The sequence below is a fragment of the Metabacillus idriensis genome (assembly GCF_050483325.1).
In the GTDB taxonomy this organism is placed as follows: Bacteria; Bacillota; Bacilli; order Bacillales; family Bacillaceae; genus Bacillus_P; species Bacillus_P idriensis_A.
In genome coordinates this window covers 78,042-95,060 of sequence record NZ_JBCMYF010000009.1, presented here as the reverse complement: position 1 = coordinate 95,060, position 17,019 = coordinate 78,042, and the positions used below count along the sequence as shown (strand labels likewise).

Annotated in this window: 14 protein-coding genes; 12 read left to right on the top strand and 2 right to left on the bottom strand. The window is 40.8% G+C overall.

All coding sequences use genetic code 11. From position 1 onward, the window contains the following. Positions 1–75 precede the first annotated feature (75 nt). The 6 genes from ABEQ24_RS06840 to ABEQ24_RS06815 all read left to right on the top strand — a co-directional run bounded on the left by ABEQ24_RS06840 (position 76) and on the right by ABEQ24_RS06815 (position 6,959). Positions 76–1,287 carry an ROK family transcriptional regulator gene (locus ABEQ24_RS06840; RefSeq protein ID WP_430006077.1) on the top strand — a complete coding sequence of 404 codons (1,212 nt, stop codon included), beginning with the start codon at positions 76–78 and terminating at the stop codon, positions 1,285–1,287. 150 nt (positions 1,288–1,437) lie between these two features. Further along, positions 1,438–3,234: a glycoside hydrolase family 2 protein gene (locus ABEQ24_RS06835; protein WP_430006076.1), complete on the top strand. Its 1,797-nt coding sequence runs from the start codon at positions 1,438–1,440 to the stop codon at positions 3,232–3,234. A gap of 102 nt (positions 3,235–3,336) precedes the next feature. Continuing rightward, entirely contained in the window at positions 3,337–4,596 is a 1,260-nt protein-coding gene (locus ABEQ24_RS06830) for an extracellular solute-binding protein (RefSeq protein WP_430006075.1), read from the top strand. Between the two features lie 150 nt (positions 4,597–4,746). Further along, positions 4,747–5,649: a carbohydrate ABC transporter permease gene (locus tag ABEQ24_RS06825; RefSeq protein WP_430006128.1), complete on the top strand. Its 903-nt coding sequence runs from the start codon at positions 4,747–4,749 to the stop codon at positions 5,647–5,649. 11 nt (positions 5,650–5,660) lie between these two features. Then, positions 5,661–6,497: a carbohydrate ABC transporter permease gene (locus ABEQ24_RS06820; protein ID WP_430006074.1), complete on the top strand. Its 837-nt coding sequence runs from the start codon at positions 5,661–5,663 to the stop codon at positions 6,495–6,497. Positions 6,498–6,545: 48 nt separating this feature from the next. Next, on the top strand, positions 6,546–6,959 hold the full coding sequence (locus tag ABEQ24_RS06815) for a hypothetical protein (protein ID WP_430006073.1): 414 nt from the start codon (positions 6,546–6,548) through the stop codon (positions 6,957–6,959). A 189-nt stretch (positions 6,960–7,148) separates the two neighbouring features. On the opposite strand, the gene ABEQ24_RS06810 is transcribed toward ABEQ24_RS06815, so the two are convergent. After that, entirely contained in the window at positions 7,149–8,426 is a 1,278-nt protein-coding gene (locus tag ABEQ24_RS06810) for a 3D domain-containing protein (protein WP_430006072.1), read from the bottom strand. A 130-nt stretch (positions 8,427–8,556) separates the two neighbouring features. Beyond that, complete coding sequence (locus ABEQ24_RS06805; RefSeq protein ID WP_430006071.1) at positions 8,557–9,783, bottom strand: MFS transporter; 1,227 nt, start codon at positions 9,781–9,783, stop codon at positions 8,557–8,559. Between the two features lie 187 nt (positions 9,784–9,970). Between ABEQ24_RS06805 and ABEQ24_RS06800 the strand changes: the two genes are divergently transcribed. From ABEQ24_RS06800 to ABEQ24_RS06775, 6 genes are all read left to right on the top strand, one after another. After that, positions 9,971–11,332, top strand: a complete 1,362-nt coding sequence (locus ABEQ24_RS06800) for an aspartate kinase (protein WP_430006070.1) — start codon at positions 9,971–9,973, stop codon at positions 11,330–11,332. A gap of 283 nt (positions 11,333–11,615) precedes the next feature. Next, positions 11,616–11,795: a hypothetical protein gene (locus ABEQ24_RS06795; protein ID WP_430006069.1), complete on the top strand. Its 180-nt coding sequence runs from the start codon at positions 11,616–11,618 to the stop codon at positions 11,793–11,795. Beyond that, positions 11,792–11,929: a 3-hydroxyacyl-CoA dehydrogenase NAD-binding domain-containing protein gene (locus ABEQ24_RS06790; protein WP_430006068.1), complete on the top strand. Its 138-nt coding sequence runs from the start codon at positions 11,792–11,794 to the stop codon at positions 11,927–11,929. Before ABEQ24_RS06795 ends, ABEQ24_RS06790 begins: the two co-directional genes overlap by 4 nt. A gap of 75 nt (positions 11,930–12,004) precedes the next feature. After that, positions 12,005–13,207 carry an iron-containing alcohol dehydrogenase gene (locus ABEQ24_RS06785; RefSeq protein ID WP_430006067.1) on the top strand — a complete coding sequence of 401 codons (1,203 nt, stop codon included), beginning with the start codon at positions 12,005–12,007 and terminating at the stop codon, positions 13,205–13,207. Then, complete coding sequence (locus ABEQ24_RS06780; RefSeq protein WP_430006066.1) at positions 13,204–14,655, top strand: CoA-acylating methylmalonate-semialdehyde dehydrogenase; 1,452 nt, start codon at positions 13,204–13,206, stop codon at positions 14,653–14,655. The genes ABEQ24_RS06785 and ABEQ24_RS06780 overlap by 4 nt, the downstream gene beginning before the upstream one ends. 98 nt (positions 14,656–14,753) lie before the next feature. Further along, entirely contained in the window at positions 14,754–16,976 is a 2,223-nt protein-coding gene (locus ABEQ24_RS06775; protein WP_430006065.1) for an AAA domain-containing protein, read from the top strand. Positions 16,977–17,019 lie beyond the last annotated feature (43 nt).

The window sequence follows — 17,019 nt, the reverse complement described above, 5'->3', positions numbered from 1 at the left end:
ATTGTGTTATGGTAAAGTAACTTAACTAACTAAATATTATATTATATTTACAGTAAAAAAGGGCGTGATAATAAAATGACTTTTACTCTTAAAACAGGAAGCTTTGAAGGAATGAGATCTCTTAACCAATCTTCTGTGCTGAATGTGATTCGTCTAAGAGAGCCGATATCTCGAGCGGAAATAGCAAAAATAACGAACTTAACACGTCCGACAGTAGGAGATATAGTAAATAACTTAGTTGAACAGAACTTGGTGATGGAAAAGGAATCAATCAGCTCAAGACAAGGCGGAAGAAAACCGATCATGCTCAGCATTAATTATACCGCTCGATACATTTTAGGAATTTATGCAGCAGCGGAAATCATCCGTGTCAGTCTGTCCACAATAGATGGTCAATTTATTTATGACCATTCCAAAGAGCTGAAATCCCTGCCGGATAAGGAAGAATTTATTGAGATAGTCAAGGAATGCATTTACGCTGTTCTCAATAATTGTGAAATTGAACAATCACTCATAATCGGAATAGGATTTGCCATGCACGGCTTAGTAAATCCTGAGAAAGGAACCTCCATTTTTTCTCCGCATCTTCATCTGGACAATATCCCGATCAAGGAAATTCTTGAGCGTGAATTTTTGATGCCGGTGATGGTTGAAAACGATGTCCGTGCGCTTGCCTTGGCAGAAAGCTGGTTTGGTCAGGGGAAGGGCGTCTCCGATTTTATTTGTATTAGTGTGGGTCGGGGGATAGGATCCGGAATTGTAATGAATAACGAATTATACAAGAGTTCCTACTACACAGCAGGTGAGATAGGCCACACTGTATTAGACATGGATGGACCACTTTGTGAATGCGGAAATCAAGGCTGTCTGGAAGCATATGCATCTGAAGCTGCCATAATAAAGAAAGCTTTAAATGAAGCAGATTCAGCAGAATATACACAATTGAATCCGCAGGCATTGACAATTGAAACCATTATGCATGCTGCTGAAAACGGTGATTCTCTCGCTGTTCGTATAATTGATCAAAGTGCTAAATCTCTGGGGCTTGCGACAGCTAATCTAATAAATATATTAAAACCGTCCAAAATTATTTTGGAGGGGAGAATTTTTGAACAGAACAATCTTATTATTTCCTGCATCAAAGAAATGGTCAATAAATATACAATAAGAAGCAAGGAAGAAGAAGTAGAAATCGTTTGTTCTTCTCTTGGGAAAAAAGGAATGGTGCTCGGTGCAGTATCCTTGGTGGCAAAAAAAATGTTTGAAGCAGGAGGGCTGAACTCTTAACGTTCGCCCTTTGATTTTTCTTTGCATAAAGAGAGGAAATATGTTTTGTTATCAGAAAATTTTTAAAATTTATTTACATTTATTTTTTTGCGTATTATAGTTAAGTAAATTAACTAACTAAATACTTGCAGAATAGAAGGGAGAACATTTATGTCTTTTAGGAAAGAATATCCTCGACCGCAGCTAGTCAGAAAAAATTGGCTGAATTTGAATGGCACATGGCAATTTGATTTTGATGATCAAAATGCAGGTATGAAAGAAAAATGGTTTAAGAGAGAAAAAGAGTTTACAAGGGAAATAGAAGTCCCTTTTGCCTACCAGTCAGAATTAAGCAGTATTCATGAAAGTACTTTTCATGACCATGTCTGGTATAAAAGGGAAGTCGAAATTCCTAAGGATATGCTAGGGAAACAAATCATTCTGCATTTTGGCGCAGTAGATTATCGTGCCTCTGTTTATGTGAATGAACAATTAGCAGGAACTCATGAAGGCGGCCATGTTCCTTTCTGTATTGACATTACAGATTACTTGAATGGGGAAAAGGAATTAATAGCTGTAAGGGCTGAAGATCCCTCAGAGGATGAGACGATTCCAAGAGGAAAACAGTTCTGGCAGGAAGATTCTGCAGGAATATGGTATACACGCACAACGGGAATTTGGCAGACTGTTTGGCTGGAAGCTGTGCACAACACACACTTGTCAAAACTTCGTTTTACACCAAATATTGATTCAGGAGATATTCAGATTGAATTTGAGGTAGCTGGAGAAATTGCAGGGAAAACGGCATGTATTGAAATTTCATTTATGGGTGAAAAAATTGCTGACGATTCCCAGTTGATTACAGAATCATATACAAAGCGGTCTATCAATCTTTATAATAGGCGAATATTTAGGACTGGTTATCACCATGAAGGCTGGAATTGGTCGCCTGAAACACCAAATCTCTTTGATGTTTGCATAACAATTTCAGATAAAAACAAAGTTCTTGATGAAATCGATTCATATTTTGGCATGAGAAAAGTACATACTGAAAACGGAATGGTCTATCTGAATAATAAGCCTTACTATCAAAAACTGGTCCTTGATCAAGGCTATTGGCCAAAAGGACTTCTCACGGCACCTGATGATCTTGATTTTAAAAAAGATATTGAACTTTCGAAACAAATGGGGTTTAACGGATGCAGAAAACATCAAAAAGTAGAGGATCCAAGGTTTTTGTACTGGGCAGATCAACTTGGGTTTGTGGTTTGGGGAGAATGCGCAGCCTCACCTGTTTACAGTGAAGATGCAGCAGCACGATTAACAAGAGAGTGGATCGACATTATCGAGAGAGATTATAATCATCCTTCCATCATTACATGGGTGCCTATAAATGAAAGCTGGGGAGTTCCCCATATCTGCAACAATGAGCAGCAAAAGCATCATTCACTTGCCATGTATCACCTTATTCATTCATTGGATCCTACAAGACTAGTGATTTCAAATGATGGGTGGGAAATGACGAAATCTGATATTTGCGCGATTCATAATTACAATCATGGCCACAAGGACGAGCAAGATAAATATGAGCATTTTATTGAATCTCTTTCTACAAAAGATAAGCTTCTGCAATCACGCCCTGCCGGAAAAAAAATCTATACAGAGGGTTTTGCCTATCAAGGTGAACCTATATTATTGACTGAATTTGGGGGAATTGGCTTTAAAATTGGTGATGCTTCCGGATGGGGCTACACATCGGTATTGACTGAAGAAGAGTTTATAAGCGATTACAAAAGGGTGTTGAAAGGCGTATTTGCTTCCAAAAGTCTGCATGGATTCTGTTATACCCAATTAACAGATGTAGAACAGGAGATCAATGGAATACTTACCTATGATCGAAAACCGAAGTGCGATTTGGAAGAGATTAAAAGAATCAACAATCTGTGGCATATTGACACAGTGGAATAATCACAATATCAGATAAAAAAATGTAAGCGTTATCTAAGGGGGTGGATACTGAATATTGCTTTTGGGCAAGTCAGGGAGAAATCCAATAATAGGGGGATTACTATGAAAATCAGAATGAAATCAATGTTTCTTTTTGCGGTAGTAATAAGTCTTATTTTTTCACTTATAGGCTGCAGTTCAAGCAGCACTTCTGGTTCAAACAGCAAAGAACTTGTGTTTTGGAATCCTTTTACAGGCCCGGATGGGAAGAATATGCAGCAAATCATTGATGCGTACAACAAGACAAACCCTGAATTTAAGGTGAAAAATGTTTCACTGAAAGAACAGGATATGTACACAAAGATTCCAACTGTTGTTAATTCAGGAAAAAACATTCCTGACCTGACAATTGTCCATGCAGAGAGAATGAAAAATTTTGCAGCAAACGGCATGCTCACACCTTTTGATGATGTCTTGGAAAACTTTTCGGAAATCAATGAAGAAAACTATGTAAAATCCGGCTGGGATATAGGGAACATTGATGGAAATCGATATAGTCTTCCGCTGGACGTCCATAGTTTTGTCATGTATTACAACAAGAAATTAGTTGATAAATATGCCCCAGGTGTATTAGAAGATAATGTCGTGACGTTCGATGAAATAAAAGCTGCAGGTGAAAAAGCTAAAAAGGATAATATTCGCGCAGTTGGAATTACATGGACGAGGCCCATGTTTCTATCACTCTATCATCAGCTTGGAGGAGATATTACTAGTGACGGGGAAAAGCCGACTCTCGATACACCTGAAGCAGCAGAGGCATTGGAACTCCTAAAATCACTTGTTGATGACAAACTGACTAATAAAGACGGAGAGGATCCTGGTCAGTTATTTAAATCTGGAAAGCAGTTGTTTTACCCGGAAGGAATCTGGATGCAAAATGGTTTAAATGAAGTAAAGTCCCTCGAATGGGGAATGACGAATTTTCCGCAGGTATCAACTGATAAAATTGTAAACTGGAGTTCTTCCCATCAGTTTGTCATGCTGAAGAGCAAAGACCGCAATGAAGAGAAAACAAAAGGAGTCATGGCTTTTCTTGATTATATAAGACAAAATTCTCTTCCATGGGCAGAGGCGGGGCAAAATCCGGCAGCGCTTGAAACTTTAGAAGATCCAAAGTATTTGGATTTGCCCCAGTCATTTTTGGTTAAAGATGAAAAACAGCAGGCAACACTTAAGATTTTTGATTATCAATATAATGGATTTGCAGTCGATGAAATCGATAAGATCGCTGGAGATGCAATTTTTGGAAAAGTTGAAATTGAATCTGCTTTAAAGAAGGCGCAAAAATCTGTTGAGGACAAGATCAAACAAAATAAAAACTAACTTAATAGAAAAATAAAGAGAAAAAAGAGGCTGTTTATTATAAAAGGGTTCGATTTAGTTGGCCCTTTTATAATCGTCTCTCTCTATTCGAATAATAAAGAATAGGAGACTTGCGATATGAATCATCCAGCAATTAAACAGCAAATGAATATGACACCGGCATCAAAGGAGATCCAAGTTCCGAAAGGGAAGCTTAATCTGTCTCCGCTAATTTATATAGGACCACACCTGATTTTGTTTCTTATTTTCTTTTTGTTGCCAACGCTTTTCGGCATATATATTTCTTTTACAAGCTGGGATTTAATAAATGACCCTGAATTTGTCGGCTTGGCCAATTACCGGGAAATCCTATTCAATAAAGAGTCTACTTTTTACACTCAGCTGTACAACGGGCTCGGAAATACCTTTCAGTTTGTATTATTTACAGTTCCCGCATGCATCATTGTTCCTCTCCTATTGGCTGCTGGTTTACATGCAAAGCCAAAAGGTATGGGGTTTTTTCAGGCATTGTTTTACGTTCCTACTCTCTTTTCAGTTTCTGCTGTGATGATCATATGGGCCATGCTTTTTCATGTTACGTTCGGACCTATCAATCATTACTTTCAGCTTGATACAAACTGGGTTTCTGTACAGCCATATGCCTGGGCTGCTCTTGCCATTGTGACAGTCTGGTGGTGTATAGGAGCAAACATGATTATTTATCAGGCAGCTCTCGGCGGCATTCCTAAAGAATATTTTGAGGCTGCATCCATTGATGGCGCAGGCAGTGTACAGCGTTTTTTCCGGATTACGCTTCCAAGTATAAAGGGCCAGCTTATGTATACGATCGTTATCACAACCATTGCTCAATTTAATGTTTATGGTCAGCCGCTGATGCTGACTAAAGGAGGACCTGACAGTTCGACAACGGTTCTTTTAATGTATATTCAGCAGAATGCATTTGGATCCGGACAATCCATTGCCGGTATTGCATCTGCCATGGCTGTTGTACTGGGAGTTTGTATCATGATTGTTTCAGCCATTCAATTCTTCTTTTTAAGACAGCGTGACTAGGAGGTGGTTTTATGATGGAAAATCGAACCGCAAAGCTGATTTCGTTTCTCTTTTTAGTAATGATGGCATTTATCTGGATTGTTCCGTTAGTGTACACATTTTTAACTTCTTTTAAATATGAAGCAGATCTTCAAGCAAATGGCTTCACTATTCTTCCAATCAACTGGGTCATGACCAACTATCAGGATGTGCTCTTCAATAATACAAGCGCACCTCTTGCCAAATGGTTCATGAATTCTCTTATCATTTCCGCATCGCAAACCATTCTGGTAGTAATAGTTGTTTCATTGGCTGCATTTGGTTACTCGAGATTAAAATTCAGAGGAAGAAACACCCTGTTTCTCTTTTTGATGGCGACGATGATGTTTCCGAGTGTTGTAAATTTGATTCCGCTTTATAAGATCATTGATTCACTTGGATGGGTGAACAGTTATCTTGCAGCAATAGTGCCGGGTGCTGCAGGTGTCTTTAATATCTTCTTAGTCCGGCAATTTTTAAACGGGATTCCTAAGGAATTTGATGAATCAGCCAGAGTGGATGGGGCATCAGATTTCCAGATTTTTATGAAAATCATCCTTCCTTTGCTCAGACCTGTTTTAACAGTTGTTGCTTTGTTTACGTTTACAGGAGCCTGGAATGACTTTTTGTGGCCGTCCATTGTTTTTAATGATGTTGAAAAGATGCCAATTACTCCTGGCCTGCAACTTATTCAGGGAATGTATCAATTAGACATTGCCCATGCTCTGACAGCTGCTTTAATTGCCATTATACCAACCTTTATCCTGTATTTGTTTACACAAAAATACTTTGTGGAGTCACTGTCATTGTCTTCAGGTGTCAAAGGTTAGTTTTATCTTTGATCTTGAAAAAATTTATCTGAAAAGGAGTTCATAACCGTGAGCAGAAAGTGGGAAAGGAGACTTGTCTTAATCGGTGCTATTTGGCAAATATTTACCGGAATCATCACGATTCTCTTTTATGCATCAGCCATAAAAAAGAAAGGACTCATTGTCAGCGAAACCTCTTTTGCAAAAATGGAAGCTATTCAGTCGGTATTCGGCAGTATGTATATGTTTGCTGTTTCATTCGGGCTGCTGTTTGTCATGCTGGGTATTATTCACTTATATATGATGTCAAAGCTTGAGGACGATCAATTGGAAACAAAAATGCCAATATGGTTTATGCTTGTTGGTCTGTTATCTTACGTTTTGATGGATATTCCTGGAGCAGTTCTTTTTCTTTCAGCAGGAATCCTCGCATTGTCAAAAAATAAATCAATTAGAAGGTTCATGTTGGAAAACGGATCTTAGTAAAAGGGAGCTTATCTTAAAATGATAAGATAAGCTTTTTTATTTAATGTACATAGTTTAAGTCCTTCAGTTCTTTTAAACATCGTTTAACAGATGGTACTTTTTTTTGAACCGTAAAAATGCACCTCTAAAGGTTAGATCATGTGTCTAACCTTTAGAGGTGCAGTTCATAAGCCTCTGTTTAATTCATTAATCTAATACTTCCACTTTTACCGTTTTGCGGCCCCATTTTCTTGCTTCTGCACTAGTAGGCATCAAAACATCGATTTTATGATTTTTGATTGCGCCGCCAGTATCACCGGCTATCGCAACTCCATATCCTTCAACCCAGACCTTTTTGCCAAGCGGAATGATAGTTGGATCAACCGCAATTAATTTCATATTGGCATTTTCTTTTATATTTATGCCAATGGCCGTAAAGTCACTGGCTGTATCTTCATGACTGTATGCTGTAGCTGTTACATAGAAGATGTTGCTTTCATCTTTTTCTGCTTTTGGCGGTTCTTTAGCAGCCGGTTTTTCTGCAGAAACTGGTTTGGCCGGTGCAGCAGCTGCAGCTTTTACTGCTTGCTTTTCCGCAGCTGCAGCTTTAGCCTTTGCTGCTTCCTTAGCTTTATTTGCTTCAGCACGAGCGTTAGCTTCAGCGAGGAGGGCAGCCTGCTCTTTCTTTTTTGCGGCAGCAATACTTGCAGCCCGTGCTTTTGCAGCTTCCTGTTCTTTTTTTATGTTTGCTTCGATTGATTTCATTTGCGCCTGGATGGCTGACTTTTCCTGTTCAGCAAGCGTCACTTCTGATGAAATCTTTTGATATTCAGCTTGAAGCGAAGTCATTTTCTTTTGTCTGTTCAGCATTGCTTCCTCAAGACTTGCGGCGCTTGCTGCAAGTGTTTGCTGCTGTTCAGTCAGCAGAACCTCTTGTCTGTCGATCTCTTTTTTATCTTCTTCAATTTTCCTTAAATCAGCCTGCTGCTGTTCAAGGATGTCATTATCTGCATTTAATAGAGTAGCAACAGCTCCGATTCTCTCAAAAAAGTTAGAAAAACTTTCCGCATTAACTAAAGTATGAATGACAATATCAGCGTGATCATTCTCCTGAAGAGCAGCAAGCCTTGCAGACATGATTTCTTCGCGGCTTAGCACTTTGTCCTGAAGCGCCACAATTTCTATTTTCTTTTCCTCGATTAATTGCTTCGTCTTTTTTATCTCTGCTTGAATGGAAGCATATTCTTGTTCATTTTTTGCTACAAGAGCTTCCATGTTCTGAAGTTCGTTTTCCATTTTCTGAACTGCGGTATGTACTGCCTGCTTTTGTTTTTCTTTAAGCTTCAGCACTTCCTGATTTTGGTCAAGCTGCTTCTCAGCTTTATGCAAGGTGTCCTGATTCGTTTGGGCTAAGGCAGTGTTATAGCTTGATAGAGCAACAAAACCGACAGAAAGCGCGGTAATCATACGCATTGAAAATCTCATAAAACAACCCCTCTCTTGTATTTAAGTTATACCATAAAAAAGGGGTCTATTAGATTACAAATCTGTTAAATCATTCAATATGCGACAAATTAATGAAAAAAACCTCTTAAAAAACGCCAAATACTGTCGGTTATTGCTGCCATTCTTTTAAAGTCTGATCTGCAGGCAGGAGATAAGCAAGGGTCCCCAAAATGGGCAGCAAAGCGATGCCTGTCATAACAGCTGTTAATCCAAAAGCATCAATGAATGAGCCTAAAGCAACAGAACCAATTGCCCCCATTCCAAAAGCTAGGCCGACTGTCAAACCAGACATTGTTCCAATCTTTCCGGGAATAAGCTCTTGGGCATACACTACTGTGACCGAAAAGCTTGAACTTAATATAAAGCCGATTGCTGCAATGAGCGGATATGCTGCAATGGGACCCGCGAACGGCAGAATAAGGGCAAATGGGGCTGTGGCAAGCAATGAATAAAGAATAATCGTGCGTTTCCCGAACCGGTCTGAAAGCGGACCGCCAGCAAAGGTTCCAAGAGCCCCCATAACAAGGAAAATGAAGATGTACACTTGTGACTGGGCAATACTTAGTTGATATTTCTCAATCACATAAAACGTATAAAAGTTTGATATGGCGCTTCCATACCATGACCTGGCAAAAATAAGAAAGACGATCACTGCCAAAGCAGAGTAAATGGCTTTTGTCAGCTTGACTTCTTTTTTTATTTTGCCGTTTTTCTTTTCCTCTCTACGAATAGCTGAAAGTTTCAGAGTGTACCAGTTTGCTATATAGATAAGGAACATGACAGCGAGCGCTGCCGCAATCGTGAACCAAATCGCCCCAAACTGTCCGAATGGAACAAGAATAAGCGCTGTAATCAGCGGAGCAGAGGATGAACCAGTATTTCCGCCAACTTGATAAATGGACTGCGCAAGGCCCCGTCTTTCTCCGGCAGCTAAATAGGCAACTCTTGATCCTTCAGGATGAAAGACCGCTGAACCGAGTCCGATGAAAAAGACACTCAGTAAAATGAATGAAAAAGAAGGTGCGAACGCGAGACCCACAATCCCTGCCAAGCTGCTCGTAAGCCCGATTGGTAGAGCGTAGGGCATCGGTCTTTTATCCGTATACCAGCCGACTACAGGCTGAAGGACAGATGACACCATATTCAGCGTAAAGGCAATGAAACCAAGTTGTGTAAACGTAAGACCCATCGTTTTTTCAAGAATCGGAAACATCGCAGGAATCACAGATTGAATCGAATCATTTAATAAATGACATAAACCTATGATGAAAAGGATGTTGTACATTGTCTGAGACGGTTTTGATAGTGGTTTTTTTAAAGAAGCTGCATTTTCCATTTTAAGAGTCCTTTCCTAACTGAATATTTAGATAGACGAAATGTATTTTACCACAAAATATGAGGCCTGAAATCGAAAAATTCAAATAAAAAAGCCTTTTGGTGAAGAAACCCTTGAATGTTCATGTAAAAGGAGTAAAATAGATTTTAAAATTTACCTGAAAATTTAAACATTAGGGGATGTTCGCATGAAAGTGGTGAAATTTGGAGGCAGTTCGTTAGCATCAGGTGATCAGGTTAAGAAAGTGTTTGATATCGTAACTTCAGATCCTGATCGCAAAGTGGTAGTCGTATCAGCTCCAGGCAAACGGTATCCGGAAGACCGCAAAGTGACAGATTTATTAATTGAACTTGGCGAAAGAACACTGCGCGGGGAAGAGGCCCCAGAATATTTGTCAGCAGTTATTGACAGATATAGTCAAGTGGCAGAAGAACTGAAATTGCCAGCTGAAATCGTTTCCAAGATTAAAAAGAATCTGATTCAGCTGCTTAGTGCAGATAAAACTCGGCAAGCCCGTTACATAGATGCAATAAAAGCAAGCGGAGAAGACAATAATGCAAAGCTGATTGCTGAATATTTTAAGAGCAGAGGCATTGAAGCCTCTTATATAAATCCTAAAGAAGCAGGTCTTCTTGTAGAGGAAAATGCCGGAACAGCACTGGTTCTGAAAAAATCGTACGAAAACCTCAAAGCTCTCAGGAAACGTTCCGGCATTCTTATTTTTCCGGGATTCTTCGGATACAATGAAGCTTCCGAAGTTGTAACGTTTTCGAGGAGCGGCTCAGACATTACCGGATCTATTCTTGCAAATGGCATCGAAGCAGATCTTTACGAAAATTTCACGGATGTGGATGCCGTTTATTCCGTTAATCCGAATGTTGTTTCAAATCCAAAAGAAATCCGCGAGCTTACATACCGCGAAATGCGTGAGCTTTCCTATGCGGGATTCTCAGTTTTTCACGATGAAGCGCTGATACCTGCATTTGAGGCGGGCATTCCAGTTCATATTAAAAATACAAATAACCCTGAAGCGGCAGGCACAAGAATTGTGAACGAACGGAAAAATACGAATGGCCCTGTAATCGGCATTGCAAGCGATGATGATTTTTGCAGTATATATGTGAATAAATATTTAATGAACAAAGAAATCGGCTTCGGACGAAAATTGCTTTCTATATTAGAGGATTTCGGGTTAACTTATGAGCACAGTCCATCTGGAATTGATGATCTGAGCATTATTTTAAGACAAAAACAAATGAATCCCGAGACTGAGAAGCTTATTTTAGAGAGAATCCGCACAGACCTGAAGCCCGATGAGGTGACAGTTGAACATAATCTGTCACTGATTATGATGGTAGGGGAAGGCATGCGGCATAATATCGGCACCGCAGCACGTGCTTCTAAAGCTTTGGCAGAGGCGCGCGTCAATATTGAAATGATCAATCAGGGATCATCAGAGGTCAGCATGATGTTCGGCGTAAAAGAAGCACAGGAGAAAAAAGCCGTTCAGGCACTTTATGAAGAGTTTTTTGTTGGGGTTTATGCTTGATTTTGATAAGCGCTGCTTAGGTTTAGAAGCAGTGCTTTTCTTTTTATCGCCAGAACTTCATTCTTTTACGGTGTTATCTGAGCTATATCACTTATTACCTGACAATGATCCTGAAACTAGTCTATAATGATAGAATATATAGATAATTCAGAAATAAGGAGGAGGCTTAGTTTGATAAAAAAGTTGCTGTTATTGGTTCTGGAACGATGGCATGGCATAGCCCAGGTGTTTGCTGGTGCAATGACAGGTATTTATGAGAAGACTATTAATGAAGGCTGAGCGAATGATCATTCAGATTTTAGAGATGAGGAAAAAAGAATCATACATAAACAGCGTGGAACAAAAAGAAACGCTTGCAATTCTCTCGTTTTCAAAAGGCCTATTTGAAACTGTGCATGACGCAGATCTGATTATAGATGCCATGGTGTTTAAGCACCAATTCTTTCAATTGCTGAACCGATGATACGTTCAACTGCAAGTATTGCATCCAATACTTCTGCATTTCCAATTACGAAGCTCGCTGAAGCGTGCACGTTTTCCGAGCGCTTGCTCATTACTCATTTTTTCAAGTCCTGCCCATTTAAGAAAATTGGTTGAAGTAGTTAAACATGAGGATACTCTTCCACGGGCAAAAAAAATGTAAGCGTTTTACAAAAAGGGAGGAAGTTCAGATTGAATTCATTCGCTGTCTTTAGAAGTCCGAAAACGTGTTTTTATGGAAATCACTCTTTTCAAAAACTGGGATCCGTTACGGCTCAATATGGCAAGAACGCACTCATTATCAGTGATCGCGTGATGATGGATCTTGGCTATGTAGGAAAGGCGCAGCAGTTAATAACAGAGTGCGGCGGCAAAAGCAGCATTTACCTTGGCGTAGCCTCTGAACCGACGGATATCTACGTACAGGAAGCACTATATCAGCTGCAATCAGATAAATGCGACGTTGTCATCGCTCTTGGAGGAGGGAGCTGTATTGATACGGCAAAGGCAGTTGCGGTTCTTGCAGCAAACGGCGGATACATTGGAGATTATATGGGTGGCAAAAAAATCGCAGCAAATCCCCCTTTGCCTCTTATTGCAATCCCGACAACAGCAGGTACAGGATCTGAAGCAACAGATGTAACCATCATAACTAACACGGAAAATGATGTGAAAATGATGATTAAGCAGCCGGCATTCATGCCCTCCGCTGCAATCGTAGATCCTGTTTTATCCTATTCATCGCCAAAAGAAATAACAGCCGCAACAGGAATAGATGCTCTCAGCCATGCACTCGAAGCATACCTTTCAAGGAAAGCGCAGCCAATGACTGATATGCTTGCTTTATCTTCCATGAATCATATCCTGCCAAACATCAGGCATGTATTTGCTAACGGCTCAAACAGTGAAGCAAGAGAAGCGATGTCTTTAGGGTCTCTTCAAGGAGGCATGGCCTTCTCCAATGCCTCTGTTTGTCTTGTTCACGGCATGTCACGTCCGATCGGCGCCCTGTTTCACGTGCCGCATGGTATCTCAAACGCCATGCTGCTGCCTGCCGTTCTTGAATTCAGCAAGGATCATTGTACAAGCAGGCTTGCAGATGTTGGCCGGATTTTTTCAAAAGAAAAAATGTCAGACAGTGAAGCAGCACAGCTTGCGATTGATGAAATAAAAGCACTTTGCAGGGATTTAAATATCCCAAATTTAAAAGGATGGGGAATTGATCCGCAAGCGTTCGAGATGGCCATTCCGAAAATGGCGGCAGATGCCATCGAAAGCGGCAGCCCCGGTCATAATCCGAGAGTGCCGTCACAGGATGAGATAGCAGAGCTTTACAGATATTCTTTTACCTATTCATATCACACTGACAAACAAACAGCGGGAGGGGAAAAATGATGAAAACAATTGAAAATTATCTAAATGGAGAATGGGTGCCTGCAAAATCCGGCAAATTTGATGAAGTGCCAAACCCTGCAACAGGAGAAACACTTGCGAAGGTTGCGATTTCTGGAAAAGAAGACGTAGATGCAGCGGTTGCTTCGGCTAAAGAAGCATTTGAATCCTGGAGCAAAACACCTGTGCCAAAACGGGCAAGAATTCTGTTCAGCTATCAGCAGCTTCTGATTAAAAACGCCGAAGAACTCGCTTCCCTGATCACAGCGGAAAACGGCAAAAGTTTAGAAGAAGCACGCGGTGAGGTGCAGCGGGGAATTGAATGTGTAGAATTTGCCGCAGGAGCCCCAACGTTAATGATGGGATCTGTCCTGCCGGATATTGCGACAGACATTGAGTCGGCTATGTACCGCTATCCTGTAGGAGTTGTCGGCGGAATCACCCCGTTTAACTTTCCAATGATGGTGCCGTGCTGGATGTTTCCGCTGGCAATCGCGTGCGGGAATACGTTTGTTCTAAAGCCATCAGAGCGTACGCCTATTTTAGCGTCCAGATTGGCAGAGCTCTTTACAGAAGCAGGACTTCCTGCCGGTGTGCTCAATATCGTGAATGGAGCGCACGATGTCGTGAACGGTCTGCTTGAACATAAAGGCATCAAAGCTATTTCATTTGTAGGGTCTCAGCCTGTTGCTGAATATATTTATAAAACAGCAGCATCACACGGAAAGAGAGTACAGGCCCTTGCCGGTGCGAAAAATCATTCCATCGTGCTGTCTGACTGTGATATTGAAAAAGCGGTCACAGGGATTATTGGTGCTGCTTTTGGCAGTGCAGGCGAGAGATGCATGGCATGTTCTGTAGTCGCTGTGGTTGATGAAATTGCTGATGAATTTGTTGAAAAACTTGTTCAATCAGCTAACTCCATTTCAATGGGCAACGGACTTGATGAAGGAGTGTTTCTTGGCCCGGTAATCAGAAGTTCTCATCTTGATAAAGTCCTGAATTATATTGATCTTGGTGAAAAAGAAAAAGCAAAGCTTGTTAAAGACGGCAGAATCGATGCTCGGAAACATGAAAAAGGATATTATGTCGGGGCTACTATTTTTGACAATGTCACAAAAGAAATGACCATCTGGAAGGATGAAATTTTCGCACCTGTTTTAAGTGTTGTTCGTGTGAAAAATTTGCAGGATGCCATTGAATTGACAAATGAATCTGATTTTGCCAATGGAGCCGTTCTTTATACAGCAAGCGGAAAAGCAGTCCGTGAATTTCGTGAAAAAATTGAAGCAGGCATGCTTGGAGTCAACGTTAATGTTCCTGCTCCGATGGCGTTCTTTCCATTCTCAGGCTGGAAAAATTCTTTTTACGGCGACCTTCACGCAAACGGCAAGGACGGTGTCGAATTTTATACGAGGAAAAAAGTGGTGACTCAGCGGTGGTTTAATTAACATGACGCAGAGTTGAAAATATTGTATAGTTAAAAGTTCAGAAAGGCAGGCTCATGGCTACACGGGCTTGCCTCTTTCATTGAACGGAGCAGATTAACATGATGACAACAAAGAAATATCTTAAAGAATGGCAGCAGGCCATCCAAATTGAAATCAGCTATTTAAAAAAATATGGTAGCACAAAATACCGTGTTGCAAATGGACATCTATTATCAACAGGGGATGCTTATACTTACTATTTTGAAAGCAGCGGCTTTCTGAAAATCCCTGTTGGAGCATCCATCAAGTTAGAATGGGACGGCGTAAAGCATAATGGAAGAGTCCTGTCTTCAGAAGGGAAAAGCATCATACTCTCATTTGAGAGATCGTTCGGAGACCTCATCCATGAGGCCTTTCTTTTCCACGATCCGTGGGAACTGCTTGAGGAACTCATTGCAAGGCTCGATGACATAAAAAAAAGCAAGATCAAGCGGGCCAGAATTAAAAAGCTGATGGATCCCTCGATGTCTCCGAAGCATCCTGCAGCAGATGGAAAAAGCTCAGTCCATGAATTGTATTCAAGGTCTAAATCCAATCCGGTCACTTTCGTCTGGGGACCCCCAGGCACTGGGAAAACTTACACGCTTGCAAGAACAGCAGCCAATCATTATTTTAAAGGAAAACGGGTGCTGATTTTGTCACACAGCAACAGCGCTGTGGATGTATTAATGAAAGAACTCGCCATTTTTATTCACAAAAAGGAGAGATTTAAAGAAGGTGAGCTTCTTCGCTATGGGACTGGGAGCGGAGAAACAGCATTTCCTGTACCTTTAACAACAAGTGAACTTCTCATGCAGAAAGATCCTGTGCTGTCAAAGGACAGACAGCAGCTTCTAGATGAACGGAAACTTATAAAAAAAGACTTATCAGATTCATTCAGCAAGCGCGATTCTAATCAGCTGCTTGAGCTTGAAACTAAAATCAGCAGGGTCCTCGAGAAAATACGCAAGCAGGAATCCGATTTTGTAAAAGAAGCATTTATTGTAGGAACAACTCTTGCAAAAGCAGCAAGCGATTCAAACATATACGAAGACGAATTTGACGTTGTGATTGTCGATGAAACAAGCATGGCCTATGTGCCTCAGGCAGCATTTGCAGCATCGCTTGGCAGAAGGGTAATTTTGTGCGGAGACTTTAAACAGCTGCCGCCAATAGCGTCTTCCCGGAACGAACTTGTTGAAAAATGGCTGAAAGAGGACATTTTCATCCGCTCAGGTGCTGCTGAGGTTAAACAAGAATTACATCCCCACATGCTTTTATTGAAAGAACAGCGGAGAATGCATCCGGAAATCTCTGCATTTACCAACGAATATGTCTATCAAAATCAGGTAGGCGACCATAAAAGTGTCAAAAAAAGCAGAAATCAGCTCGTTTTAAACGCACCTTTTCCAGGCAGAGCTTCCATTCTGCTTGATGCAAGTCATACAGGCGAACATTGTATAAAAGAGAGGATCTCCCATTCCAAGTTTAATTTGTGGCAGCTGCTGCTCTCGTTTCAAACCATTCACGAAGCCTATCTGTCGGGAGTAAGATCAATCGGATATGTGACTCCGTACAGGGCACAGGCATCTCTAATGCAGCAGCTTTTAGGAGATTTATATGAAGAAGAACTCCTGAATGCCGACATACTTGCTGCAACCGTGCATAAATTTCAGGGCAGCGAGCGGGATGTGATGATTTTTGACAGTGTTGACAGTTTTCCCGAGAAGCGCGCTGGACTGCTGACTGCCGGCAAGGACAGTGTGAGGCTTATTAACGTAGCCATTACAAGGACTAAAGGAAAATTCATACACGTCAGCAATTCAGACTTTATCCGTCAAAATGTCTACCGCAGCAAAGCGCTCAGGCAGCTTGTGGACCATCAGGTGAACCATCATCAGGCTGTCAGTCATCAGCAAATAGGGAAATGGATTCAGCATCATCACCCAAACTTAAAATGGATGCATGCACTAAAACAGGAACCTTTATTGGAAGACATTCATTCTGCCAAGCATAGGATTATTCTTTCCCTGCCGAAGTCGATCAGACTTCAAAAGGATTTGACAGATGTACTGAAAACCTTCCAGCATGCCCTTACAATCATTTCTGAAAAAAAGCCAGAAATACCATGCAGATGGATAGAAGAAAATCTGCCATTCCCATTTGTTATCATCGATGATCAAATGTTATGGCTCGGACAGCCATTTGAGGGAGCAAACAGAATTCTGCCTCCTTATGTAGCAGCGAGGCTGAAATCGGAAAAAACAGTTAAGCACTTCTTGACGCAGATCTCCTTTTCATAAAAGAAGGAACATGAATTTTTTTCTCGAATTAGTACCCTTTAAA